Genomic DNA, 24,193 nt, shown 5'->3' with positions numbered 1-24,193 from the left:
TATCACGGCGTTCTCGCCGTCAAGGGCGGCGCGCGCCATGCGCGCTTGCGTCCTGGCGGCCGTCTGCGACCCCTGACTGCTTGCGCTGCGCCGTGCTGCCGCCGGTTCCGGGCAATTCCGCCCGAGCAACCGGAGCACGATCATGTCGCAACTGTCCTTTCCCTCGTTCGATTCCTGTCTGCTGGTGCGCGACGCGCACGGGCGCTATCTACCGGCATCGGCCGACGACATTCTGGAAGCTGCGCGCCAGGTCATTGACCGGAAAATGCAGCGCGGAGCAGAGTTCACTTCGCCGGCGGCGGTCAAGGAATACTTGCGTACAAAGTTGGCCAGCTTCGAGCATGAGGTGTTCGTAGTGCTGTTCATGGATACGCGCCATCGTCTGATCGAATACAGGGAGATGTTCCACGGCACTATTGACGGTGCGTCGGTGTATCCGCGCGAAGTGGTCAAGGAGGCGCTGCGGCTCAATGCGGCGGCGGTCGTCGTTTCGCACAACCATCCGAGCGGAAACCCCGAGCCGAGCGCGGCTGACCGGGCGCTGACCCAGCGGCTCAAGGAAGCGTTGGGTCTGGTGGACGTGCGCGTGCTCGATCACATCATCGTTGCGGGCAACGAAACGGCATCGTTCGCCGAGCATGGGCTGATCTAGCCCAAGGGGCTTCGGCCCCTTTTTGCTGCGCCTGGTGGCATAGCTATGGCCCTCGCGGCCTGATGCTCAGGCCGTCGCAACCTGAATCATCTCGTCGTAATGTTTCTTGTCCACCTCTTCCAGCCACTGGAAGATGTTCCCGATGACGCTGTGGCTTTCGCCTGCCAAGTTTTCTGCGGATTCCTCTGTTATCTCAATAACGTCGCTATGTGAATACTTATTGATAAAGCGGTAGATTTTTTCTTTAAGCTCTGGTGTCGTGATGGTGCAATCTTTTAGGCCAGCCTCCATCAATTGACTAATGTCGCTTCGCCGCCTTGGATATTTGAAGGTAAAAAACGATTCAACAAGCTTTCGGGCGAGGTTGGCGGTCAAGAACGCCTCATCTCGATTGAGTGTCGTGTGCGCCCTATATTCGTAAAGCTTCTTGAAGATATAGTGGTACTCGGAACCGTAGTTCTTGAGTGAGTCGTCGGCATCCACAAGTAGGGAGTGACGAGGGGAGCCAGGTGGCGCATCCAGGCGATAAAAGAAGCAATTCTCGGCGTTGCCTTTTTTGACTCGATTCCTATTGGTGCCAGTGAACCAGTCTCTCACTAGCTTAAAGTAAGTGAAGTTGTGAGTCAGCACAAAAAGTTGCTTGGCTTCAGTGCATTGCGTTCTCAAAAACGAGTAGGCGTGAAACAAGTGATTAGAATCAAAGCTTGAGACCGGATCGTCAACGACGACGATCGTATCCTTGATGTTATTTCCATTTTCTTTGAGCTTCGTGATGAAATAGACAAATGCAATCGCAGTCTTCTCACCTTCGCTCAAATTCCCATCGTGCTCACCAACCCCGTTTCTGATGATCTCATAGCCTTTCTTCTTCTGATTGAAGTTCAGGCAAAGCTCAGAGCGGCCAATGAAGCGATGCAGGATGTCATTGAACTCCTTTGCCCCGACCGTTTCATTCGAGAGCGCCGCTTCTATGGCTCCGACCTCTAGACTAATTTTTTCAATTTCCTTATGGTCGTTCTTTGCTTCTGACTCAAGGTCATTGCACTTCTTCTCACTTCCAGCATAGTCAAACTCTTGCACCTCAGCCGCAGCAAAGTGAAGCTCCAGTGCCACCTTGCTTTTTGAGGTCTCAGATTTGAAATTTGAAGTCTTATTGTTGTGCTTTCCAACGAGAGCAACAATCGACTTCAGGATGTCATTGAAATTGGTGACATCGTCTTCAACCACATCCGAGATCTGAATGTCTGTCTTCCCAGGGTCTGTGATCTTGGCCTTCAGGGCTTCCCGCCAGGCGTCCATTTGCTGGTCGATCTTTTCAGCAGCAGTTGCGTAGTCCTTTTGAAGCTTTTCTGCCTCGGCCGATAGTTCTTTATAAAACTCGGTCGATGCGGGAAACTGATTAGCTGGAGCGCCTTGAGATTCAATCCATGTCGCCGCATTCTGAAGTCGGCTCTGAAACTCCGTGAACTCCTTGCTGAAGTGGGCAGCAAGCGCCTCGGCACGAAGCTGGGCGAACGGAGAGCCGCAGAACTCGCAGGATTGCGAGTCGTGGTTTTTATGGATTTCCAAGCCTGCTTGAACCCATTCGCGGATGTCCGGGTTATCGGTAAGCCGCTGGATTGCTTGATTGACCGCCGTAGTCCCAATCAAATCTCTGATGCGGCCCGCCGCTTTCTTAAAGTAGTCCGGCTCAATGGCCGTTGAGGCGAAAGCAATGCTTGGAAGCTGATCTGGCTTGGCGGCATTCGTAAGGTCGATAACCCTCTCATCTGGAAGAACCGACTCCGCCTTGATAATTGTCTCGCCGTTATTCTGTATGAAGTTGGAGAGCTTGCGGCGGTCGTAATTCAAGTAATAACTGTCGCTCGTATCAATCGCCTGAAGTCCAAGCTTCATTTTCTTGGCAGCATTGGTCAGGAACTTCTCTAATGCCTCACGCTGCTTCTTGATATCGCTTTGCTTGTCGTCGTGAGCCTTCTTTTTCGACTGAAGCTCGCTCTTCAGCTTCTCCAGCTTCTGCAAGTCATCAATCTTCTCTTTCGCAATAAGAAGGATGCTCTTTACGGATTTGTCCCAATCAATGTTCTCATGCACGAAGCGTTGATTGAAAACATGAATATTCAATTGGGATGAGTGGAGTGTGGATTCCGTGATCGTTGAGCCATCCTCCAGAACTACTGAAAATTGGCCCGTGCTGAAGCGGGGAACCATCGAGCGAAGCTCAAAGCAAGAGAATAGATTCGATAACGTTGACTTGCCTGTTCCATTCCAACCATAGACCAGGTTGTACCGGCCGAACTTTTGGATCTTCGTTCCATTGAAGTCGCTGAAGATTCCGAACTGTTTGAGGCGGTTGATGCAGACAATCATCTCTAGATCTCCGTGTTCTTGCTTTCCCATCATTAGCTTGCGAAACAAATGGTAAACGAAGAGTCCTCTTGCGTCTCCGCTTCGCGGATCGCGCTGCTCCAGGTTCGCTAGTCGCTCATCCCTGGCGGGACTGGCTTCGCCAGCCTTCCGCATCGCTGACGCCTACGGCCCGGCTTCCAGCTTCGGGCCTGCGCGCTTCGCTTGCGTGCGGTCAGCACAAAGGGATGGCCGTTGCCTTGTCCAGCCGTCTCCCCTGACTTCATCACCTTACCCGCGACCGTAGCCCGCGCCCGTGTGCCGTCAAGGCGCGCAGGGCCGTGTCCTCGGCTGCGCCTGCGGGCCGCACCCACCCTGCGCTTGGCTCCTTGACGGCCCCCGTCCGCGCGCTCCTTTGGCCGCGGGCGATGAACTCAGGAAAGACGGTGGCAACAGGGCCAACCGGGTTCCTCGTGCCGACCGCACCAAACAGCCGAAAGGCTGGGCTCCGAATCTAGAAATCCGGTGTGCGGTGTGAACAGCAAACCTCTTTTGTCAGGAGAAAGACCATGCAACTCGCATCCCGTTTCGCTTTCCGCTCCCCCTCGCTGCGCAGCGATTACCCGCTGTCCGACGACCAGATTCACCGCGTGGCCCCGTCCATCTTCGCGGATGCCCCGCACGAGAGCCGTTCGCAGCGGTACGCCTATATCCCCACCGCCGCCGTGCTGACCGAGCTTCGCAAAGAAGGCTTCCAGCCTTTCATGGTGACGCAAACCCGCGTGCGCGACGAAGGCAAGCGCGAGCACACCAAACACATGATTCGCTTGCGCCATGCCAGCCAGATCAACGGCGCGGAGGCCAACGAAATCGTGCTGCTGAACTCGCACGACGGCACCAGCAGCTATCAGATGCTGGCCGGAATGTTCCGGTTCGTGTGCAGCAATGGCCTTGTTTGCGGCAACACCGTGGCCGATGTGCGAGTGCCCCATAAAGGCGACGTGGCCGGTCTGGTCATTGAGGGCGCTTACGAAGTCTTGAGCGGTTTCGATCGGGTGAAGGAATCGCGCGATGCCATGCGCGGCATCACCTTGGACGATGGCGAATCCGAAGTGTTCGCCCGCGCCGCGCTCGCCCTCAAGTACGACGACCCCGACAAGCCCGCGCCCATCACGGAATCGCAAATCCTGATGCCGCGCCGCTTCGACGACCGCCGCCCCGACCTGTGGAGCGTGTTCAACCGCACCCAAGAAAACCTGACCCAAGGCGGGCTGCGTGGCCGCAGCGCCAACGGGCGCCGACAGCAAACCCGCCCGGTGCAGGGCATCGACCAAAACATCCGACTGAATCGCGCCCTCTGGCTGCTGGCCGATGGCATGCGCCAGTTGAAAGCCTGAATCCCCACGCGGCAGGGGCAGGCAGCAGCCCTTGTCGCTTTCTTCGCTGCTGCATTCCTGAACCGATAGGAGTTATCACCATGAACGCCGTTACCCAAACCGAAGCCCGCGCCATCAACACCGCCGCCGCTATCCCGCTGGAAGCCGCTGACCCGACCAAGAACCTGATTCTGGTTCCGCTGTCGCGGCTGGTGTCGCGCCCCACTGGCCGCAACGTGCGCAAGACCCCGCGCATGTCCATTCCCGAACTCGCCGCCAGCATCCAGCGTGTCGGCCTGCTGCAAAACCTCATCGTGATTGCCGCCGCCGACGGCGAGCATTACGAAGTCGTGGCCGGTGGCCGTCGCCTCGCAGCGTTGAAGCTGCTGGCGAAGAAGCACCGCATCAGCAAGGAATGGGAGGTGCCTTGCCTGCAGGTGGCCGATGGCACCGCACGCACGGCCAGCCTGACCGAGAACGTGCAGCGCGAAGCCATGCACCCCGCCGACCAGTTCGAGGCGTTCGCCGCGCTGGTGGCCGAAGGCCGCAGCATCGAGGATATCGCAGCGGATTTTTCCGTCACGCCGCTGGTGGTGCAGCGCCGCTTGAAACTCGCCAACGTCTCGCCGCGCCTGCTGGCCGACTATCGCGCCGAGGCCGTGAGCCTTGACCAGTTGATGGCCCTTGCCATCACCGACGACCACGCCGCGCAGGAAGCCGCGTTCTACGATGCGCCGACATGGCAGCGCAGCCCGCACAACCTGCGCGACCGTCTGACCGAACGCGAAATCGACGCCTACCGGCATCCGCTGGTGCGCTTTGTCGGGCTGGACGGCTACGAGCAGGAAGGCGGTGGCATCCGCCGCGACCTGTTCGCGGAGGGCGACAAAGGCGTGTATCTGACCGATGCCGCACTGCTGGAACGGCTGGCGCAGGACAAGCTGGCAGGTATCGCCGCCAAGGTGCAGGCCGAGGGCTGGGCGTGGGTGGATGCCACGCCGGGCATGACCCATGCCGATCTGCAAGCCTTCCAGCGTGCGCCAAGGGAACGCCGCAGTCCGAACAAGCGCGACGCGCAGCGCATCGAGAAGCTGCAAACCAAGCTGCACGAACTGGCCGAAGCCGTGGATGCCGCGCTGGACGACGAAGACGAAGAAAAGGCCGATGCCTTGCAGGAAGAAGGCGAACGCCTGGGCGAGCAGTTGCAGGCGCTGGAAGAAGGCTTGCTGGACTATGCGGCCAATGTGAAGGCCGCAGCCGGTGCCATCGTCACCATCGACCGCGACGGGCAGGCCGCGATTCATCGCGGGCTGCTGCGCGAAGCCGAAGCCAAGGCGCTGCGCACGCTGGAACGACTGCGGCAGGGTTTCGGCAGCGAAGGCGAAGCCGCAAACGAGGACGAAGGCGAGGACGACGAGCAGCCCAAGACCGCCACCATGTCCGACCGACTGGCGCAGCGGTTGAGCGCGCACCGTACCGCCGCGCTGCAAATCGAAGTGGCCCGGCATCCGCAAGCCGCGCTGGCCGCCGTGGTGCATGGCATGGTGCAGACCGTCTTGCAGGAAAGCCACTACGGCCACGACCTGCCGCTGGGCGTGCGCCTCACGGTGCAAGACCGGCTGGAAGGCATGGCCCCGGACTGGCCGGAATCACCCGCCGCCGTGGCGCTGCGCGAACTGCAACAGGTGGCAGGCGAAACCTTGCCGGAGGACAGCGCCGAACTGTTCGCCGCGCTGCTGGCGAAATCACAGGATGAACTGGTGCGGCTGCTGGCCGTGTGCTTAGCTTCCACGGTGGACGTGGTGACGCCTCGCGCCACGCCGCACCAGCCCGGCGCGGAACTGGCGCAGGCCGTGGGGCTGGATATGGCCGCGTGGTGGCAGCCCACCAATGAGGGTTACTTCCGGCATGTGCCGAAGGCCGCGATTCTGGAAGCCGTTGGCGGGTTCGCGCCCTCGCACGTCACCCGACTGGCGAAGTTGAAGAAGGGCGACATTGCCAGCGAAGCCGAACGGCTCGCCGCTGGCACCGGCTGGATGCCCGCCATCTTCCGCACCGAAGGCCCGCAGCAGGCCGGGCAGGACGCGCCGGCGGATGGCGAAGCCGAAGCACAGGAAGAAGCGGCCGCCGTGGCGGATGTCCAGCCGCAGGCCGAGGCTTTGGCCGCGTGACTTCGCACCGTAGATAGCGCCCCGGTTCCGGCCGGGGCGCTTCATATTGAGGATGCCTGCCATGACCCACCAACCCGCAAACCGCCCCCGTATGGCTGCGACCTATGCCTCCGGCACGGTGCGCGCCCGCCGCTGGCACGGCGACGGCGACGTGCGCGGCTACCGTCCGCCGCGTGGCTGGACGGCCCGCGCCGACCTGACCGATCTGCATCCCCTCACGGGCCGCGCCTTGCCGCGCGCCGTGTGGTGGATCATCGAAACCAAGAAATAACGAGCCGCACCGGCCCCAAGCCGTGCCGCCTTGGGGCCGGTGGTCGAAAACTCCGGGCGCGGCGGTGGCCGCGCCCGGTTTCACTGCTAAAAAAAAGCCCCATCGCCGCCTTCGGTCGGCGGCGATGGGGCCACGCACAAGGGCGCTCGTGCGCGAAATCCACGAAGCCAGCAAGTGTGGCGGCGCATCGCGCCGCCAACGATTCGACCGAGCCCCGCCGCAATGGGCGGGGCTGGTGTGGCTACGCCCCGGCTTGCTGCGGCAGGTTGCACGAAAGCGTGCCGTCCCCGACGCTGGCGGTTCGTTGTCTGTACGTCACGAAAGACGGTTCACCGACACGCCGCCCAGCCTCGCTTCTATGGAGCTTCCACACCACGCCTCAGTATGTGGCCGTGAGCTGCGGCAGGGGCGCTCTGGCCTTGTCGTCGGGGCATTGACCTGGCCCGCGTCAGGGCGCAAGCCGGTGCAGCCGTCACGCGGGGATGCCGAGTTGGCCACGTCTCCATTCGGGAGCGGGCGGCCTGTGCGTCCTTGTCTTGTTGTGAATCCTGGCGGTGGCGCGGCTGCGCCTTGGGCTTCATGGCCGCAACCTTGCAGCGAAAACAATTTCCCCTGCGCTGCGCGCATTCCTCGCGGGACAAATTCTTTTCGCTTCCAGGTTCTCCACGTTGTTGCGACCGCTGCGCGGTGCGACCAGCCCATCCCCCGCCGGCCGGATCACAACAAGGACGCACTGGCGCGACCTTGTTCAACCCGAAAGGAGAAACATCATGGCTAACATCGGCACCTTCACCGCAGAGAAAGACGGCTTCACCGGCACGCTTCGCACCCTGACGCTCAACGTCAAGGTCAAGCTGGTTCCCAACGACAAGGGCGACACCGAGAACGCCCCCGACTTCCACCTGCAAGCGGCTGGCCACGAAGTCGGCGCAGCGTGGAAGAAGACCAGCGAGGCCGGGCGGGAATACCTGTCCGTATCCATCGACGACCCTTCGTTCCCGGCGACGGTCTATGCCCGCCTGATCGAGAACGAGGACGGCACGCACGACCTGATCTGGTCGCGCAACAAGCCGAAGGCGGCCTGACAGCCGCTTACCGCGTCCCGCCCACTGCGGCGGGGCGCGATGCTGCTGATCGCAGCACCGCACGCGCAGGATTTCTGCTGCTGCCGCGTGCTGGATACGCCCGTCACCGCGGGCCTGCATGCGTGCCTTGTGGCTCGCAATCCGTGTCAACGAGCGGTGTGTGGCGTGTCGGCGCTGTAAGCGCCGCCGGGCTTTCGGGCTTCGCCCCGTGCCGGCAAGCCGTCACGGCCATCCGGCTTCAATCCCTCACGCCTTCGCGCCTGCGGCGCTGCGCGCTCCGCTTGCTGCAATTCAGTACCACACGCCAACGCGCTACGGCGTGTCGGGCTCTTCCAATATCGCCCTGAGTTCCTGGCGCACCTGTGCCAGCAATTCATCAGCTTCGCGGGTGCTGTCACCGGCATAAGCCAATGTGAGCAGCGTGAGCGGATGCACTTCCATGACCTCGCACAGATCGGCCAGCTTCTGGATGGTTGGGCTTTTCAGGTCGCGCTCCAGCGTGCTCATGTAGGTGCGACTGGACACGTTGGAGAACGCTTCCTGGCTCAAACCACGCGCCTTCCTTACCGTCCGAATCGCCGCTGCCAATGAGTTCTTCGCTGCCACCTATGGTTTCCCCAAAAAACCAAGATGACAGCCCATTGCGCCCTATAGGACTACAATCTATAGTGTTCATTTGGTGGTGATGTTTTCCTTTTCCGTGCTTTTACGGAGATCCGCATCTGCGGATTTCCTCAGACCCAGGGAACCGCGTCCGTGTCTTTCCTGACTTCCACCAATACGCCTTCGTGCCTCTCCGCTTTTGCGGCTTCGTGCGCTTGCGCATACGTGCATCCGTCCGCAGGCACAGATGCGCCTCGGCGATTGCGTGTGTTCGTGGAAGGGGCGCGGCCTTGACCACGCTTGTCACCGAGGAAGACCGGGTGCACCTACTGGCCCACGGCCTCACCCGCGCCGCAGGCCAGGAATGTGACCCGCTGCCCGTGGTGCGCCTGTTCACACCGGACGCACATGCGACCTGGCTATTGGCCGCGCTCGATCCGACCGATGGCGATACGGCCTACGGCCTGATCGACCTCGGGATCGGGATGCCTGCCCTGGCGACGGTGAAGCTGTCCGATCTGGCGTCCATCGTCGGGCCGCTCAAGCAGCCCGTGATACGAGATCGGTACTTCCAGCCGACGCGGCCGCTGTCGGAATACGTTCGACTGGCTCAGGAAAACGGTTCGATCACCGATTGACGCATTCCAGCGCGACCAGGCAAAAAGTATCGCATTGTGACTATTTCGGTCTTAGCCAAGACCTGGCAAGTCTTGATCCGCATGCTTGCACCAGGGTGGTGCGCTCCTGACCAAAACAGTCATGATGCCAGGCGCGAGATTCGGCACGGTGTTCAATGCTGCACCCCATTTCCGGGCGGTGCAGTCGTCGCATTTAGACGATTTCGGCAATGCACTGGAGCGAATCTGTCTTGACACCAGCAGTTAAAGCGTAACCCGAGTTTGATGACCACTTGATGGCGATTCGATAGCTCCCGCACAGCGGAATTGTGGCGACGTTCCCAGAAACAGGGAGGTTTCGCCATGACTGACCGCAGCAGCCAACACTGGTATCCCACGGCCGCGTATCTCTACACGCTGCACCTCGATGGCCCAGCGCTGGCTTGGGAGTATTTGCGCAGGAATGCAAGCTACCGGCGCGACTGGCTACGCCGGCGTCGCAAGCCAGATGCGGCGCAGGCCTGGGGCCTGCGCCTGCTGGAAGATCCCGGCCTGGATGCGCGCGATGCACATCCTGCTTGGTTCCCCGATCACGACGGCGTGGTGCAGCTATACCCCGACGCCGACCCACCACCCGATGCGCATACCTTCGAGTTCTGGCGCATTCCTGGGCGCAAGCAACTGACCCACGACGGCAAGCGCCTGGTGCTTGTATCGCATTGGCCAGGCTGCTGCGTTCGGCTCGCACTCGCACCCGACCTAGAAGATGGCTCGGCCTATCTCTACGCCACACGCGCCTGCGCCACGCCCTGTGCGCGCTACCGCACGCTCGCTGCGAAGCTGGATGCGCTATCTGCCGCAACCGTGGCCGCGCCTGTGGCAACAGCCCGCTCTCGCCCCACGCCCGCCGCGCTGCTGGAACTGCATACCTTGCAAGCGCTCGACGCGACCCTCGCGGGAGCCTCTTTGCGCGAAGTGGCCGAAGGTCTGTTCGGCGCGGATGCCGTCGCGGCCGACTGGCACAAAGACAGTGCATTGCGTGCCCGCGTGCGGCGGCTGGTACGCCGCGGCGATGAGCTGATGCACGGCGGCTACCGCCGACTAGCGCAGCTTCCAATGTTCCCGTCGCATTAGGGGGGACGTTTCTCGACCCGTGCGAATCGTCCCTTAGCAAGAAGCCTTGCTTTCTTGAGAGTGCCTCTATCCGGCCGCGTGGTGTGGCCGGGCTTGATGGAGGTACATCCCATGCGACCTGCTCCCTCGCGGCCTGCCGCCGCTGCCGTCACTGCGACCTCGCAGCCTCAACGCTACCTGACAAACGACGAAGCCGCCGACTACCTGCGGCTGTCGCCGCGCACGCTGGAGAAGCAGCGGGTGATCGGCGGCGGCCCCAAGTTCCGCAAGTTCGGCCGCCGCGTCATGTACGCGGTGTCCGACCTCGATGCCTGGGCCGACCAGCGCAGCTACGAGGCCACGTCCGATCCCGAATACGCCGAGCGCCACGCGGGCGACTACCGTGATGGCCGCTGATCGTCGGCGCGTGGGTGGCCTTCGCCATGTCCAGCCCGCCAGGGCAAGCCTTGCCGCAGCGCGAACAGCTCGATCTGTTCCGAGCGCTGCCGGGCGACATGGCGCCACGCGATTCCCAGGACTTGATGGCCTTTCCGTTCTTCTCGCTTGCCAAGTCGCGGCGCACGGCGCCGATCGACTTCCGCAGCGGGAACGTCACCATTCGCGTGGAAGGCACGCAGGAGCACGGCATCGCAACGATATGGGATGCCGACGTGCTGATATGGGCCGCCTCGCAGATCGTGGAGGCGCGCGACGCGGGCCTGCGCCCGTCGCGCTGGATACGCGCCACGCCTTACGAGATTTTGCGCTTCATCGGGCGCGGCACGTCCCTCAACGACTACCAGCGCCTGAAGGCCGCCCTCGACCGGCTGCAATCGACCACGGTGGCCACGTCCATCCGCGAAACCACGGGAAGGCGCTTGCATCGCTTCTCGTGGATCAACGAGTGGAAGGAACTCGCCGACGCCAGCGGCACCCCGCTGGGCATCGAGCTGATCTTGCCGGACTGGTTCTATGCCGGCGTGCTCGACGCCGCCCTGGTGCTGACCATCGACCCGGCCTATTTCCGCTTGAAAGGCGGTATCGAACGCTGGCTGTACCGCCTGGTGCGCAAGCATGGCGGGCGGCAGGAGCACGGCTGGCAATTCGACTTCCGACACCTGTACCGCAAATCCGGCAGCGCGGCCCGCTTCTCGGACTTCGCCTACGACGTGCGCGCCCTGGTGGCGCGGCAGTCGTTGCCCGGCTACGTCCTCGGCATCGAGCGGATGCCGGACGACAACACCGAGCTGCTGACCTTCCGGCCCGTGCCGCACGCGGCACGGGGATAACTGCGGGAGAACCTGTGGACGGCCTCGTGCTATCAGGAGTACCGGGTATCGTGCTATCAGGAGTACGACCCTCGTGCTATCAGGAGTACGAAAACGCCGGAAAGCCAACAACGGCGCGGGTTTGCGTTCCCTCTAACTTACCTAACAAGAAATACATAACTTTTAGTAGAAGCGCGCCGTTTCGGTGGACAACCACGAAATGGCACGCCCAGGCCGGCTTTCCAGCTCGGAGGGCCGCGCCATGATCTTCGCGTTTCTCAACCAGAAAGGCGGCGTCGGCAAGACCACGCTCGCCACGCACATCGCCGGCGAACTGGCGATGCGCGGCCTGCATGTCATCCTGCTGGATGCCGACCCGCAGGGGTCATCGCTCGACTGGACGCAGCGGCGTAGCCAGCAGGGCCTGCCCCGTCTGTTCAGCGCCGTGGGCCTTGCCCGCGAAACGCTGCATCAGGAAGCGCCAGAACTCGCCAGGCGGGCCGATCACATCATCATCGACGGCCCGCCGCGCATCGCCGCCCTCGCGCGCTCCGCGCTGCTGGCGGCCGAGCGCGTGCTGATCCCCGTGCAGCCCAGCCCCTACGACGTATGGGCTTCTGCCGAGATGGTCGCACTGATCCGCGAAGCACAGGTGTTCCGGCCAGCGCTACGCGCGGCCTTCGTCATCAACCGGCGCGTCAGCACCACCATCATCGGCAGGGAGGCACGGCAATCGCTGGCCGAACAGCCGCTGCCCGCGCTGCGCTCGGAGATCCACCAGCGCATCGTCTTTGCCGACAGCGTAGCCGCTGGCCGGCTCGCCCGCGAAACCGCGCCCGACAGCGCCGCTGCCCGCGAGATCGCCGCGCTCACCGACGAACTGCTGCGGTGGCCGACATGACTGGAAAGCCATCACCACGCAGCAAGCGCGTCGGCATCGGTGTACGTCCCCCAGCGAATCCGCACGCCGAAGCGTGGATTCGCCAGGGCGACGCAGATGCCTTGCAGAAAGGCGACCTCTACACCGCTCGACTGACGCTTGACATCACGCCCGCCATGCGGGCGCGCATCAAGGTGTCGGCCTTCACGCGAGGCGTGACCGTAGCCGAACTGCTGCGCAGCCTGCTGGAGCGGGAGTTTCCCCCGGAGGGCACGCCGTGAACGCATCCGCTTCGACCGCCCACACCCCCAAAGCAAGTGCGCCCACGGCTGCACCGCCGCCGGCGCCTTCGACACTCGCCGGCCAGGCCGGCAACGTGCCGCTGACGCGCGTGGCGCTGACCTACATCGAACCCCGCTTCAAGCTCTACCTGCGCTTCGGCGAACCGGCGCGCACGCTCCAGCTCGACCGCTGGCGGCGCTGCGCCGTGTTCCTGCCGAACGCGGTTCTGTGCCGCATCCGTTGGCAGGCCAACGACTACGGCACGATCCGCTGGCAGCTCATGGTGATGCAGACCGCCACGCCGCTGGACGCCGTGCAACGCATCCCCGGCGTGCAGCCGGGCGCGCGTCTGCTGTTGCACGCCGAAGGCGATGCCAACGTTCGCGCCGTGCTGGAACGCATCGACGACATCGAGGCGCTGGGCATCGCAGCCGCAGACACATCGCCCGCGTACTGGCGCACGCTCGCGAACCGGCTCGCAGCGCGCTCGGCGTTACCCACATACACCACAGAACGGCACGCCGCCTGGCTGGCAGGGAGGGCATTGCCATGACCACGATTTCCACGACCGGCCCCGTGCCGCATCCTCGCTCGCGCCTGCGCACTCGCCTCGTGCTGGCAGGCTTCGCCACCGTCGGCCTCGCTGCGCTGGCCTGGGCTGCGTTCGTGCAGCCCCTGCCGCGAATGGCCTACAACCCGTCCGACAGCGTGGCGGTCGGTTGGTATCGCATCGAACCGTTCGACCCGCGCACCGCCTCGCGGCCACGTCCGCTGTCCGTGGACAGCATCGTGCTGGTGCCGCTGCCCGACAGGGCCGCCATGCTGGCTGCGCAGCGCAGTTACCTACCGACCCGCGTTCCGCTGCTCAAACGTGTGGGCGCAGTCGCGCCACAACACGTCTGCATCGTCGCCGGCCAGGTTCGCATCGACGGCGTGCCGGTGGCCGCCGCCCTGCCTGCCGACCGGCAGGGCCGACCGCTGCCATCCTTGCAGCTTTGCCGCCGTCTCGAACCGGGCGAACTGTTCCTCTTGAGCGTGACCAACCCAGCGTCGTTCGACAGCCGCTATTTCGGGCCGGTCAGTGCATCCACCGCGATCGGCGTTGCGCATCCGATCTGGCTGGAGACACGTCCATGATGGCCGCCGATTCGCTGCACTTTGCCGCGCCTCTCATCGTGCCATCGGGCATGTCGTTCTACTGTTCGTCGCCTTGTCATCGCACGTGCAGTGCGGGTGCATTCGCACCGCACTTCGCGCTGCCTTCGGCGCAGCCGTCCAACGTGCAGGCGTCTTGCCTCGAACGCGCCTGGCCTGCGGCCATTGGCGTGTTCGCCGGCGGGCTGGCTGCTGGTGCAGCAGCGCCGCCGGGCCGCCGATGCCCGGAGCGGGAGCGAGGGGCAAAGGCGGAAGGCAAGACAAAAGGACGCGGCACCGGGCCGCGTCGAAGGCCTGTCTGCACATGGGGGTGGCGCGGCACGGAGCGGCTTTGCCGCCGTGCCGCGTGGGGCGCGAGGCCCGCGCCAATGCAGGCATGTCCGCGTGCTTCGCACGCCCGGAGACGCCGGAGCTTGCCAGGGGCGCTGCCATGACCGACCGCCGCGACGACGATTTCCGGGTGCGCCCTGGCGCGCCGAAGAACCGAGGCAAAGGCCAGGGCCAGAGCTTCGTTTCCAAGGTGCTCAAGCGGGCTGGCAAAGCCAGCGGCGGCAAGTCGGCGGTGCGCCGTCCTGTCGCTGGCGGGAGCGGCCAGCACGCGGGCCAGCGGCCCGGCTCACGGCTTGGGCGCGGCCATACGGCAGCGCGCTTCGCAGGTGCAAAGCTGACACCCATGTCACGGCGCGTGACCGTCAAGACGCTGCTGGTCAACCAGCGCAACGCCAGCCCGCAGTCGCTCGCCAAGCACCTGCGCTACATCGAGCGCGACGGTGCCGGCCGGGACGGCGAGCCGGGCCGTGCCTACGGGCCGCAGACCGACCATGCCGACCTCGATGCCTTCAAGGAACGCTGCCAGGACGACCGACACCATTTCCGTTTCATTGTTTCCCCGGAAGACGGAGCCGAGCTGGACGACCTGCGCACCTACACCCGGCACCTGATGAACCGCATGGAGGCCGACCTGGGAACGCGGCTGGATTGGGTGGCGGTCGATCACTGGAACACCGACAACCCGCACACGCACCTGATCGTGCGCGGACGCGACGATACCGGCAGAGACCTCGTCATCGCGGGCGACTACATCGCCCACGGCTTCCGCCATCGCGCCGCCGAGCTGGCGACGGAATGGCTGGGGCCGCGCACCGAACTGGAGATCCAGCAGACCTGGCAGCGCGAGGTGAAGCAAGAGCGGTGGACGAGCCTCGACCGCACGTTGCAGCGCGAGGTCGGCGAGGATGACCGGGTGCGGATCGAACGCTTCAACGAACCGACGTTGCAACGCCAGCGCCTGCTACTGATCGGCCGGCTGCAACGCTTGCAGCGGCTCGGCCTGGCCGACGAGGTGCAGCCCAGCACCTGGGCCATCCATGCCGACGCTGAGAAGACCCTGCGTGCCCTGGGCGAGCGTGGCGACATCATCCGCACCATGCAGCGCGCCATGAGCGGCCAGCCGCGCGAGCTGGCGGTATTCGAGCCGGCCGACGACGGCCGTACCCTCGTCGGCCGCGTGGCCGCCAAGGGGCTGGCCGACGAGCTGCACGACCGCGGCTATCTGGTCATCGACGGCGTGGACGGCAAGGCCCACTACGTCGCTTTGAACGCCCGCGACGAACTGGCGAGCTACCCCACCGGCGCGGTGGTGGAGGTGCGTGGTTCCGCCGAGGTACGGGCGGCGGACAAGAACATCGCCGCACTGGCGAGCGATGGCCTGTACCGTACCGATCATCACCTGGCGATCGAGCAAGGCCGAGCCAAGCCCGGCCGCGACCCGCAGGAAGTCGTCGCGGCCCACGTCCGACGGCTGGAAGCCCTGCGCCGGGCCGGCATCGTGGAGCGCGTGGCGGAAGGGCTATGGAAAGTGCCGGACGACCTATCCGAGCGTGGGCGCCAGTACGATGCGCAGCGACTGGGCGGCGTGGCCGTGGACCTGAAATCTCACCTGCCGATCGAGCGGCAGGCCCGCGTGATCGGCGCCACCTGGCTCGACCAGCAACTGATCGGCGGCGGCCGGGGATTGGGCGACCTGGGCTTTGGTGGCGATGCCAAGCAAGCCTTGCAGCAGCGCGCCGACTTCCTCGAAGAACAGGGGCTGGCCCAGCGGCGTGGGCAGCGGGTGATTCTCTCCCGGAATCTGCTGGAAACGCTGCGCAATCGGGAGCTGGCGCAGGCCGCCCAGCACATTGCCGCCGATAGTGGGTTGGAGCATCGGCACGTCACAGACGGGCAGCGCGTAGCCGGCATCTACCGGCGCTCGGTCATTCTCGCCAGCGGTCGCTATGCGCTGCTCGATGACGGCATGGGGTTCAGTCTGGTGCCTTGGCGGCCGATAATCGAGCCACGACTGGGGCAGCAGATCGCCGCGACTGTACGCGGCGGCGGTGTGTCATGGGAGGTTGGACGGCAACGAGGTCCTGGGATTGGATAGGGGCCGTAGGCTGTCGTACCGAGTTAAGGTGTCGAGCAGCGTTCTGGCCCTAGCTTCTGTGCTCCGTTAAGGCGACTAGTCTGTGCTTATCGCCGACGCTGTGGGTGCATGGTTGCTTGCCGATTCCGGTGCAACTCGCAAACGCGCTGCCCCGACCTGAACTGCCCATTCAACGATCTGCCCGGCCAACACGTCCGTCGCGACACCGAACGCGCTCACCACATCTGCCTCTCGCTTGCTGCCTGTAGCTTGGATTGCTTCGAAGCGTCTACTGGCAATAGCAGTCCGTTTGGCCGGATCGACCAGTTGCACATCGAGCCGAACCCGAACCGCGGCGATCGCTTCAGTGCCGCGGTATTCGAGCTGGAACGCCCGTAGCGTACTGCGCAACTCCATATCGGCGCTCATTGGCGTGCTATCGGTAATCACCGAAGTCGACCGCCCATCGCGCATGAAGGCTTCGACGATTCGGTCGCGTAGCAGCACCGGTGCGGGGTCGGCCCAACGCACTCCTTGCCAAGCCGACAAGCGACCATCGGGCTGCGCAATGAAAAGCCGCTCCGAATCCAGGACGCGACTACTCTCAGGGGCGTAGACGCGCAGCGCCCCAGGTCCAGGAACGGCGCGTGGCGTACTCTCCGCCTGGGCGATGTGATAGTCGGGCAGTTTGTAGGTGACCATTGGAGCTGTTTTGGGAAGCACACTGCACGCGGACAAGCCGAGTACTAGCGTCATAGTCGCGGCAGCGACGGGAATCATCCTGGCGGAAGTGTTCACGGCTTGGTTTCCTCAATGTTCTCTCCACCGAGCAGGTATTGCGCCGGATTGCGATCCAGTCGGCGCAGCACGGTGTTTAGATTGGCCAGCGCCTGCTGGAGTTCGTGCATGGCAGGGCCTGTGGCGGCCATGCCTTGGTTCAGCGATTCCTGATTGTTTTGCAGTAGCGTCTCAACCCTGAAAGCGGCGCGTTCGAGGGATGCCGTTGCATCACGCGTGTTCACCATGATTTGCTTACCATCGTTATTTAGTAGCAGGTTGGCATCGCGAAGAGTGCTATTTGCTTGGCGCACGGCAGCTGTCGATTCTCTGCTTGCTTCGGTCAGATTGCTGATTAACGTCGCGATCTCGGCCCTCTGGTCAGCGACCGCGCCCGTAGTCTGTTCGAGATTCACTAGACTGCGGTGCACAAGAGCCAAATTCTCCTTCGACAGTAACTCCTGCGTGCGCAGCAAGATGCCGTTGAGTGTCGTCATGCTGTTACCCTCGCCGGAGACCAGGGATGCCATCGCCGAACGTGGCGCGAGGATCAACGGTTCCTCGTCCTCTTTCCGATCCAGCAATGGCACGTTTGGCCCACCGTCGCTCAACTCGATCACCGCGTTGCCGGTAATTCCCGTGATGACCAATTCAGCGCGGGTATCCTGCCGGACCGGGATGGTGGCATTGATACGCACGCGCGCTATCGCCCGCCTTGGGTCAGGCGGCGAAAGAGAAAGTGCAACGACTTCGCCAATCGTGATTCCGCTGTACTGAACCTGGCTGCCGGGCGTAAGCCCGGTCACTGGCTCATCGAACATGATCCGGTAATACTGGTAATCGTGGTCGGAACGTGTGTCGCTGAGCCAGAGCGCGAAGCCGATACCAATCGCACCGAGCAGCACGACGAACAGACCAATGAATACATGATGGGCACGTGGCTCCATGATCAGACCACCTCGTTTTCAGAGTGTAAATATTGCGTGCGCCCAGCCCAATGCGTGCGCGACGGAAGAATGATGCAGATGCGGAAGGGTTTCATGGCTGCGTCTCTTGGCTGGAAGCACCAGTGGCCTGTGCGGCCGCACGGCCACGGGGGCCGTGAAAGTATTCCTGTATCCACGGGTGCTTGAATCGCTCGACTGCCTCGATGCCGTCGTTGATGAGTACCTTCTGGTTCGCCAGGACCGCGACACGGTCGCATATGGTGTACAGCGTATCGAGGTCGTGGGTTACCAGAAACACCGTGAGACCCAGTGCATTGCGCAGGGTCAGAATCAATTGGTCGAAAGATGCAGCCCCGATTGGATCCAGTCCTGCGGTGGGTTCGTCAAGAAACAGGATGTTCGCATCAAGCGCCAAGGCTCTCGCCAGTGCTGCTCGTTTCACCATGCCTCCGGACAACGAGGCCGGATATTTGTCTCCCGCTCCGGCAGGCAACCCCACCAAGCCCAGCTTGCTTCTTGCCAAACGCTCGGCAAGAGGCCGCGCCAGACCGACATGCTCGATTAAAGGAAGAGCGACGTTCTCCAAGACGGTCAGCGATGAATACAACGCGCCCTTCTGGAACAGAATGCCGAACCTTCGCTCCATACGCGCGCGTGCAAGCCATTGGGCTCGCAGTAGGTCGCGCCCCCCGATACGGACCACGCCCGAATGCGGCTTCTGCAGCCCGACGATGCTACGCAAGAGCACGGATTTCCCGGTGCCTGATCCTCCCACCACGCCAAGGATTTCCCCGCGTCGCACGTCCAGGTCCAGGTCCTGATGGACCTGCTGGGTTCCAAACCTGTTGTCTAGGCCGCGCACTTCAATAGCGTGTCGCACACCGTTGTCGGTGTCTTCCTTCACCGCGCTCACCAGCCCATCTCCATGAAGAACAGTGCAGCGATGGCATCGATCAGGATCACCATGAAGATTGATTGCACAACACTAGAAGTCGTGTGGTCGCCTACCGACTCAGCGCTACCGGCGACCTTGAACCCTTCATGGCAGCCGATAGCGGCGATCATCACCGCGAAGAGCGGGGACTTGCTCATTCCGACAAGAAAATGGCGCACCTCGATTTTTTCCTGCACGATGGCAAGGAACTGTGCAGGAGGAATCTCCAAGCTCAGTGCGCATACAGTGGCGCCGCCCACAATGCCAGCCAAGATGCCTACTAATGTGAGCAGTGGCAAGGACACAAGAAGCGCCAGCACGCGTGGCAGCACCAGCAACTCGATGGGGTCGAGCGCGTTGGAGCGAAGCGCATCGATCTCTTCATTTGCCTTCATCGAACCGATTTGGGCGGTATACGCGCTTGCGGTACGGCCTGCAATCAATATGGCCGGGAGCAGCACTCCGAACTCGCGCATGAACGAGAAGGCGACCAGATGCACCGAGAAGATGCTCGCACCGAAGTTGGCCAGCACCGTTGCGCCCAGGAACGCCACCACCATTCCTACCATGAAGCTCAGTAGCGCCACGATGGGAATGGCGTCCACCGCTGACCGCTGGATTTGAGCGATCACCGAGGTCGTGCGCCAGCGACGCGGGTGACGAACGGTACGGCTCCATGTTTCGATGATCTGACCCACGAACCCGGCCAGACCAAGACACGCACGACAGCCCTGTTCCACGGTCAGGCCTATGCGTCCCAGACCGCGGAGCAGAGGATTCCCGCTCACCGCTGCTTTGTCCGTCTTCTGCTGAGCGGTAGCAGCGGCGGCAAGCGCTTTCATTAGGGCGAGGCGATCCGGGGACAGATTTGGAGCTGCCTCCGGCCGGTCGAGTATCGAGTCTGGCCCGAGAATTTCCACCAGCAGAGCCGCGCCGGCGGTGTCCAGTCTCTGGACTTGCGTCCAGTCGAGCAAGGGAGTGGCGTACCCCTCGGCATGGCTGATGCGGGCGGCGGACACGGATTTTGCCAGACTGGCGTAGTGCTCTATCGTCCAGTCGCCACCCGCCAGCCATTTGTGATCACCGCCGACCATGGCATCCTGCCGGAGCCAAGCCTGTGAAGCGTTGCTCATGGCTGCGTGTCCCGCCAAGCGCTGTCGATGCGCTCGATGCAGTTCGTGATCGCCGCTTTGGCATGACCCAGCAATGTGTACGAACCGGCGAACTCTTTAATGACGTTGCCGCGCTCGAAGCAACTGGCGGCAGCAACGCGTCGTCCCGTACTTACATCGACTGCTTCGAACTCTAGGCTGGCACCGCCCGTCGTCACGGGTCCAACCAGCAGGGTCGTCATTGCATTGACTGCCCGATTCGGTGTCTGCAGTTCGGTGACCGCTACACGCACCCGAACCTGTCCCGTGCCACCTGGGGTGGCGGGACTTTTGCCTTCCTGGCGTTTCAGTTCGCTCGTCACATGGTCTAGCACTTCACGCTGCTGCGCGTCATCGAGCCCATCGATGCGACCCGAGGCGGTCTTGATCTGCGCATCTTCCACCACGACAGCGGCATAACGCTTGGGCTCGAATCCCGCTGCGCGGTACATCAGTACGTTCTCGTATCGTGTCGGCGATAACTTCTCGTAGTCGCCGAGAAATCCGGAGCGCGTCATGCTGTTGGTCGCGCATCCAGAGAGCGCGGCTGCTACGCAAAAAAAAATGCCGCCGCGGATCAATGCAGTTTTGCTCTTCATAATGGGTCTCCTTGATCAAACGAAACTAAGACAGGCAATGCCTGCTGCGATGAGGGCGGTGCCAGACCAGCGCGTCACTGATGCGAGATCGCCTAGCAAGAGGGCGCCGATACCCAAGTTTCCAAGTAGCCCGATTCCTGCCCAGGCTGCAGAGGCCGCGCTGATCGGAATCCGCTTGAGCGCGAGCCACAAAAGTGCGCCGCTGGCCGCCATGCACGTCACTGCCACACAGAGGCCGACCCAGCGCGTCGGACCGCCCGCCGTGATGGCCCGCAGGCCCAATGGATAGCCCGCTCCTAGAACCCCTGCGGCAATGACAATCGACCAGGATTTCCAGATCAGCGGATGGATGCTGAATCGCATAAGCCTAGCGAGACATACGGATGAAGCGTGGGTACATACGAATTCTGAGAATGCGCAGCACGAGGCGGTCCGCAAGAGACTCATGAGCGATCTCCATGCGCGGTGGCGGCACTCAGGCTCCACGGCCTAATTCGCTTGATTCCAAACAGGACTTCGTAAAGCAACGGAATCAAGCCCAACGTCACCAGCGTTCCGAGCGCCAGCCCACCGATCATCGCGATCGCCATCCCTGTCCATAACGGTCCGGAGAAGAGCATGAGTGGCACCAGTCCCGAAATGCAGGTGACCTTGGTCATCACGATTGGACGAAGTCGTTGTATCGCGGCCCCAACCAAGGCTTCATGGCGCGGCAGGCCTTCCGCTAAGCCCTGGTCGATGCGTTCCAGCAACAGCACGGCGTTGTTGACAATGATCCCGAACAAGGCCAGTACGCCGAAGGTCGCCATGAAGCTGAAAGGTGTGCCGGTTAGCTTCAGAGCCAATACCACGCCGATAAGCGTGAAAGGGATCGTCGCGAGGATCACACCGAGCTTGCGGAAGGAATTGAACTGCCATACGAACAGCATCAGCATCGCCAGAAATGCGAGGGGCATGTAGGTCGACAGCGCGGCGTTCGATTCGGCAGCTTCCTCGATCTCGCCGCCAAGTTCGACCGAGTAGCCCGCGGGCAGGTCCAAGGCAGCGACGCTAGGCACCAGGCGGTTGACGATCTCCTGGGCGGTGTAGGAGGTGTTCTGTCCTTGCACGGTGATCGTGCGGATGAGATTGCGCCGTTGGATGACCGATGGCTCGCTCGCGAGCGATACGTCTGCGACCTGGGCCAGCGTCACCGCCGGACCGCCGTTGCTGGGATAGATGAGCGTCGCGCCTACGTCTGCCGTGCTGCGACGCTCGCTTACGATGCTGCGCAGGACGATCGGAACGGAGGTGTCACCGTCGCGAATCACCGAGATCGATCGGCCGCTGTAGCGGACATCCAGCCCGCCAGCGATGTCTTCAGTCGTTACGCCCGCCCGACGCGCGCGGTCCTGGTCAACCTTTACGTCGATGCGGCCAATGCGCGTATCCCAATCGTTCTTGACGTTGATGGTTCCGGGCAGCTTGCGCAGTGCTGCTTCGATTTTGGACGCAGCCTCCAACAATACCTCCTCATCCGGACCGCTGACACGATAGATGGCGGTCCCTGATTCGGTCGCACCGAGCGAGAAGCGCTTGGGCTCGGCGCGCACGTCGCCATGTGCGTGCGCAAAGTAGCTGCGGGTTCGGGCGAGGACAGCGTCGATGTCGCTCTTCGGCTTCAGTGTGACAACGAAGTACGCGATGTTCGATGCCGGCAGCGGTGGATTCAGGCTAAGGATGAAGCGAGGTCCACCATCGGCGACGTAGCCGATGTGATCGGAGACTTCTGGATTGATGTTCTTGTCGCCCAGCCAACTACTGATCTGCTTCACGCGTGCGAGCGTTTCGCGCGAATCCGTACCTGGGGCGAGCTGCACCGGAATCTGGAACTGAAGCCGGTCGGACTTGGGCATGAAATCGTAAGGCAGGGTGGTGAAGCCATACAGCGCAATGGCAAGCGCCGCGATCATCGACGCTACATAGACCGCCTTATGGTGGAGAACCCACTCCAGTACGCGCCGGTAGCCACGGTAGAAGCGGGTGTCATACGCGTCGCCATGCTCCTGCTTGTGGTGGGGTTTGGCGAAGTGGTAGCACAACAGGGGCGTGACAGTCAGGCACAGCAGCCACGATGCGAACAACGTCAGTGCCAGCACGACCACGAGATTGTGCAGATACTCGCTCGTGGCGTTCTGGCCAAAAAAGAACGGCGAGAACACGATCACGATCACGAGCGAGGACGTGAGCAGCGGAATGGCGAGCGTGCGGCCCGCCTCGAGGCAGGCATGCTTACGATCTTCGCCACCGGCTAGGCGGCGTTCGATGTCTTCGGCAATCACAATGCCGTTGTCCACCAACAAGCCGAGCGCAATGATGATGGCGCCCATCGAGACGTTCTGAAGCTCGATGTTCATCGCGCGCATGACGATGAGTGCACTGAGGATCGTCAACGGCACGATCATGCCCACGATGATCCCGGTTCGCCAACCGAGGAATAGCACGACGACACCGAGGACGACGATGATCGTCTCCATCATGACGTGGTTCATTTTGCCCATCTCGTGCTTGACGACATCGGCCTGGAAAGTGACGTATGACAGATCGAAACCCGCCGGCAGCAGCTTCTCCTGGTCTGCAACCCGTGCTTTGAGCGCTTTTCCGAACTGCTCCACGTTTTGACCAGAGGCCATCGAAACCGCCATGACGACCGCGGGCTGGCCTTTGTAGATGGCGGCAGACTCCGGCGGATCGGCTGGCCGCACACTCACCTGCGCCAGTTCACCCAATGCGATCGTCGGCATGGGCGCCGTACTACTTTGCGGTCGCGGCAGCGCGATCGGCATTGCTCGCAGGGAGGGAGCGTCACTCACTTCGCCACTGACCGCCAAGGTTGCATTGATGCCGCCGACGACAATTTGTCCACCCGAAGCGACGACGTTCTGTTTGACGAGTTGGTCGATCACCCCCTGTGGTGTCAGCTCCAATCGCGCAAGCCTAGGCCGATCGAACTCGAGATAGACGCGCTCTTCCTGCAGGCCGTAGAAAGTGATGCGCTCAATACCAGGCACGGTGTACAGGCGGTCGCGCATCTGCTTGAGCGCGACGCGCATCTCGCTCATGGAGTAACCTGGTGCAGTGACCGCAATCGAGGCAACCGCGACGCGGCCGAAGTCTTCGTCGACGAAAGGCCCCATCGTGCCCTGTGGTAAGGCATCCTTCGAATCGGCGACCTTGGCCCGGACGCGCTGCCAGATCGGTGCCAAGTCGGTGTAGCGGTCCCAGATCGTGACCTGGATCATGGCGCTGCCTGCGCGCACGGTGCTCGTCACGCGCTTGACCTCTGCCAGTTCGCGCAAGCGCTCCTCGATCGGCCGGGCAATGAGTTGCTCAACGCGTTCGGCGGGCAGCCCCGGGTTCAACGCCGTGACCATCGCATCGCGGACCGTGACAGTCGGCTCCTCCTGAGAAGGAAAATTCAGGAAGGTCGCGATGCCGGCGACGAAAATGATAAGCGCTACAAAGTAGGTAAGTCGACTGGCGCGCAGCGCCATCTCGGTGATCTTCATGATGAAGTAACCTG

General features: G+C 62.6%; 23 protein-coding genes. 14 read left to right on the top strand and 9 right to left on the bottom strand.

From position 1 onward, the window contains the following. The first annotated feature begins 142 nt into the window (after window positions 1-142). On the top strand, window positions 143-652 hold the full coding sequence (gene radC, locus ACXI0U_RS01095; protein WP_016487841.1) for a RadC family protein: 510 nt from the start codon (window positions 143-145) through the stop codon (window positions 650-652). 66 nt (window positions 653-718) lie between these two features. Here radC and ACXI0U_RS01090 read toward each other — a convergent pair whose 3' ends face one another. Continuing rightward, complete coding sequence (locus ACXI0U_RS01090; protein ID WP_022652190.1) at window positions 719-3,022, bottom strand: ATP-binding protein; 2,304 nt, start codon at window positions 3,020-3,022, stop codon at window positions 719-721. 545 nt (window positions 3,023-3,567) lie between these two features. Here ACXI0U_RS01090 and ACXI0U_RS01085 point away from each other — a divergent pair. The 4 genes from ACXI0U_RS01085 (at window position 3,568) to ACXI0U_RS01070 (ending at window position 7,901) form a co-directional block, all read left to right on the top strand. Continuing rightward, a complete protein-coding gene (locus tag ACXI0U_RS01085) occupies window positions 3,568-4,395 on the top strand; it encodes a DUF932 domain-containing protein (protein WP_003092327.1) in 828 nt (275 codons plus the stop codon). A gap of 80 nt (window positions 4,396-4,475) precedes the next feature. Then, window positions 4,476-6,545 (top strand): ParB/RepB/Spo0J family partition protein, encoded by a 2,070-nt coding sequence (locus ACXI0U_RS01080; RefSeq protein WP_006379606.1) that lies wholly within the window; start codon window positions 4,476-4,478, stop codon window positions 6,543-6,545. A gap of 61 nt (window positions 6,546-6,606) precedes the next feature. Beyond that, window positions 6,607-6,816: a hypothetical protein gene (locus tag ACXI0U_RS01075; RefSeq protein WP_016487839.1), complete on the top strand. Its 210-nt coding sequence runs from the start codon at window positions 6,607-6,609 to the stop codon at window positions 6,814-6,816. A 770-nt stretch (window positions 6,817-7,586) separates the two neighbouring features. Further along, entirely contained in the window at window positions 7,587-7,901 is a 315-nt protein-coding gene (locus tag ACXI0U_RS01070; RefSeq protein WP_001273857.1) for a DUF736 domain-containing protein, read from the top strand. 312 nt (window positions 7,902-8,213) lie between these two features. On the opposite strand, the gene ACXI0U_RS01065 is transcribed toward ACXI0U_RS01070, so the two are convergent. Then, window positions 8,214-8,507, bottom strand: coding sequence for a helix-turn-helix domain-containing protein (locus ACXI0U_RS01065; protein WP_006379425.1), 294 nt, complete (start codon window positions 8,505-8,507; stop codon window positions 8,214-8,216). Window positions 8,508-8,794: 287 nt separating this feature from the next. Between ACXI0U_RS01065 and ACXI0U_RS01060 the strand changes: the two genes are divergently transcribed. From ACXI0U_RS01060 to ACXI0U_RS01020, 9 genes are all read left to right on the top strand, one after another. Then, the gene (locus ACXI0U_RS01060; RefSeq protein WP_016487838.1) at window positions 8,795-9,142 is read left to right on the top strand and encodes a DUF2958 domain-containing protein; all 348 of its coding nucleotides are present in this window, start codon (window positions 8,795-8,797) and stop codon (window positions 9,140-9,142) included. 342 nt (window positions 9,143-9,484) lie between these two features. Beyond that, window positions 9,485-10,255 carry a DUF2285 domain-containing protein gene (locus tag ACXI0U_RS01055; protein WP_006379424.1) on the top strand — a complete coding sequence of 257 codons (771 nt, stop codon included), beginning with the start codon at window positions 9,485-9,487 and terminating at the stop codon, window positions 10,253-10,255. Between the two features lie 111 nt (window positions 10,256-10,366). Further along, window positions 10,367-10,651: a helix-turn-helix transcriptional regulator gene (locus ACXI0U_RS01050; RefSeq protein WP_001247107.1), complete on the top strand. Its 285-nt coding sequence runs from the start codon at window positions 10,367-10,369 to the stop codon at window positions 10,649-10,651. Window positions 10,652-10,677: 26 nt separating this feature from the next. Next, entirely contained in the window at window positions 10,678-11,523 is an 846-nt protein-coding gene (locus tag ACXI0U_RS01045) for a replication initiator protein A (RefSeq protein WP_022652188.1), read from the top strand. A gap of 241 nt (window positions 11,524-11,764) precedes the next feature. Beyond that, window positions 11,765-12,403 carry a ParA family partition ATPase gene (gene parA, locus ACXI0U_RS01040; RefSeq protein ID WP_003092312.1) on the top strand — a complete coding sequence of 213 codons (639 nt, stop codon included), beginning with the start codon at window positions 11,765-11,767 and terminating at the stop codon, window positions 12,401-12,403. Continuing rightward, a complete protein-coding gene (locus tag ACXI0U_RS01035; RefSeq protein ID WP_022652187.1) occupies window positions 12,400-12,663 on the top strand; it encodes a hypothetical protein in 264 nt (87 codons plus the stop codon). The genes parA and ACXI0U_RS01035 overlap by 4 nt, the downstream gene beginning before the upstream one ends. After that, window positions 12,660-13,217: a DUF2840 domain-containing protein gene (locus ACXI0U_RS01030; protein WP_006379346.1), complete on the top strand. Its 558-nt coding sequence runs from the start codon at window positions 12,660-12,662 to the stop codon at window positions 13,215-13,217. Before ACXI0U_RS01035 ends, ACXI0U_RS01030 begins: the two co-directional genes overlap by 4 nt. Then, complete coding sequence (locus ACXI0U_RS01025) at window positions 13,214-13,801, top strand: S26 family signal peptidase (RefSeq protein WP_006379345.1); 588 nt, start codon at window positions 13,214-13,216, stop codon at window positions 13,799-13,801. Before ACXI0U_RS01030 ends, ACXI0U_RS01025 begins: the two co-directional genes overlap by 4 nt. A gap of 448 nt (window positions 13,802-14,249) precedes the next feature. Then, complete coding sequence (locus ACXI0U_RS01020; protein ID WP_016487835.1) at window positions 14,250-16,244, top strand: relaxase/mobilization nuclease and DUF3363 domain-containing protein; 1,995 nt, start codon at window positions 14,250-14,252, stop codon at window positions 16,242-16,244. A gap of 75 nt (window positions 16,245-16,319) precedes the next feature. Here the strand turns inward: ACXI0U_RS01020 and ACXI0U_RS01015 are convergent, their stop codons facing one another. The 7 genes from ACXI0U_RS01015 to ACXI0U_RS00985 form a co-directional block, all read right to left on the bottom strand. After that, window positions 16,320-16,925: an ABC-type transport auxiliary lipoprotein family protein gene (locus ACXI0U_RS01015; RefSeq protein ID WP_223231737.1), complete on the bottom strand. Its 606-nt coding sequence runs from the start codon at window positions 16,923-16,925 to the stop codon at window positions 16,320-16,322. Between the two features lie 92 nt (window positions 16,926-17,017). After that, the gene (locus tag ACXI0U_RS01010; RefSeq protein ID WP_016487833.1) at window positions 17,018-17,947 is read right to left on the bottom strand and encodes an MlaD family protein; all 930 of its coding nucleotides are present in this window, start codon (window positions 17,945-17,947) and stop codon (window positions 17,018-17,020) included. A gap of 91 nt (window positions 17,948-18,038) precedes the next feature. Then, on the bottom strand, window positions 18,039-18,827 hold the full coding sequence (locus ACXI0U_RS01005) for an ABC transporter ATP-binding protein (RefSeq protein WP_028689679.1): 789 nt from the start codon (window positions 18,825-18,827) through the stop codon (window positions 18,039-18,041). A gap of 29 nt (window positions 18,828-18,856) precedes the next feature. Further along, window positions 18,857-20,014, bottom strand: coding sequence for an MlaE family ABC transporter permease (locus ACXI0U_RS01000; RefSeq protein WP_016487831.1), 1,158 nt, complete (start codon window positions 20,012-20,014; stop codon window positions 18,857-18,859). Next, window positions 20,011-20,631 carry a DUF3313 family protein gene (locus tag ACXI0U_RS00995; RefSeq protein ID WP_016487830.1) on the bottom strand — a complete coding sequence of 207 codons (621 nt, stop codon included), beginning with the start codon at window positions 20,629-20,631 and terminating at the stop codon, window positions 20,011-20,013. Before ACXI0U_RS00995 ends, ACXI0U_RS01000 begins: the two co-directional genes overlap by 4 nt. Before the next feature lie 15 nt (window positions 20,632-20,646). Further along, window positions 20,647-20,994, bottom strand: a complete 348-nt coding sequence (locus ACXI0U_RS00990; protein ID WP_032665245.1) for a DMT family transporter — start codon at window positions 20,992-20,994, stop codon at window positions 20,647-20,649. 80 nt (window positions 20,995-21,074) lie between these two features. After that, window positions 21,075-24,179 (bottom strand): efflux RND transporter permease subunit, encoded by a 3,105-nt coding sequence (locus ACXI0U_RS00985; protein ID WP_479549610.1) that lies wholly within the window; start codon window positions 24,177-24,179, stop codon window positions 21,075-21,077. Between the last annotated feature and the right edge of the window lie 14 nt (window positions 24,180-24,193).

The sequence above is a fragment of the Pseudomonas sp. C9D1 genome (assembly GCF_056491235.1).
The sequence above is the reverse complement of the archived record's forward strand: the minus strand, read 5'-3'. Positions and strand labels throughout refer to the sequence as shown.

Excerpts from the sequence above, each read along its gene's own strand:
- ACXI0U_RS01025 (WP_006379345.1), top strand. The coding sequence starts at position 13,214 with ATGACCACGATTTCCACGACCGGCCCCGTGCCGCATCCTCGCTCGCGC.
- ACXI0U_RS01015 (WP_223231737.1), bottom strand. The coding sequence starts at position 16,925 with ATGGTCACCTACAAACTGCCCGACTATCACATCGCCCAGGCGGAGAGT.
- ACXI0U_RS01000 (WP_016487831.1), bottom strand. The coding sequence starts at position 20,014 with ATGAGCAACGCTTCACAGGCTTGGCTCCGGCAGGATGCCATGGTCGGC.
- ACXI0U_RS00995 (WP_016487830.1), bottom strand. The coding sequence starts at position 20,631 with ATGAAGAGCAAAACTGCATTGATCCGCGGCGGCATTTTTTTTTGCGTA.
- ACXI0U_RS01045 (WP_022652188.1), top strand. The coding sequence starts at position 10,678 with ATGTCCAGCCCGCCAGGGCAAGCCTTGCCGCAGCGCGAACAGCTCGAT.
- ACXI0U_RS01050 (WP_001247107.1), top strand. The coding sequence starts at position 10,367 with ATGCGACCTGCTCCCTCGCGGCCTGCCGCCGCTGCCGTCACTGCGACC.
- ACXI0U_RS01035 (WP_022652187.1), top strand. The coding sequence starts at position 12,400 with ATGACTGGAAAGCCATCACCACGCAGCAAGCGCGTCGGCATCGGTGTA.
- ACXI0U_RS01070 (WP_001273857.1), top strand. The coding sequence starts at position 7,587 with ATGGCTAACATCGGCACCTTCACCGCAGAGAAAGACGGCTTCACCGGC.
- parA (WP_003092312.1), top strand. The coding sequence starts at position 11,765 with ATGATCTTCGCGTTTCTCAACCAGAAAGGCGGCGTCGGCAAGACCACG.
- ACXI0U_RS01075 (WP_016487839.1), top strand. The coding sequence starts at position 6,607 with ATGACCCACCAACCCGCAAACCGCCCCCGTATGGCTGCGACCTATGCC.
- ACXI0U_RS01085 (WP_003092327.1), top strand. The coding sequence starts at position 3,568 with ATGCAACTCGCATCCCGTTTCGCTTTCCGCTCCCCCTCGCTGCGCAGC.
- ACXI0U_RS01080 (WP_006379606.1), top strand. The coding sequence starts at position 4,476 with ATGAACGCCGTTACCCAAACCGAAGCCCGCGCCATCAACACCGCCGCC.
- ACXI0U_RS01090 (WP_022652190.1), bottom strand. The coding sequence starts at position 3,022 with ATGATTGTCTGCATCAACCGCCTCAAACAGTTCGGAATCTTCAGCGAC.
- ACXI0U_RS01010 (WP_016487833.1), bottom strand. The coding sequence starts at position 17,947 with ATGGAGCCACGTGCCCATCATGTATTCATTGGTCTGTTCGTCGTGCTG.
- radC (WP_016487841.1), top strand. The coding sequence starts at position 143 with ATGTCGCAACTGTCCTTTCCCTCGTTCGATTCCTGTCTGCTGGTGCGC.
- ACXI0U_RS00985 (WP_479549610.1), bottom strand. The coding sequence starts at position 24,179 with ATGAAGATCACCGAGATGGCGCTGCGCGCCAGTCGACTTACCTACTTT.
- ACXI0U_RS00990 (WP_032665245.1), bottom strand. The coding sequence starts at position 20,994 with ATGCGATTCAGCATCCATCCGCTGATCTGGAAATCCTGGTCGATTGTC.
- ACXI0U_RS01055 (WP_006379424.1), top strand. The coding sequence starts at position 9,485 with ATGACTGACCGCAGCAGCCAACACTGGTATCCCACGGCCGCGTATCTC.
- ACXI0U_RS01020 (WP_016487835.1), top strand. The coding sequence starts at position 14,250 with ATGACCGACCGCCGCGACGACGATTTCCGGGTGCGCCCTGGCGCGCCG.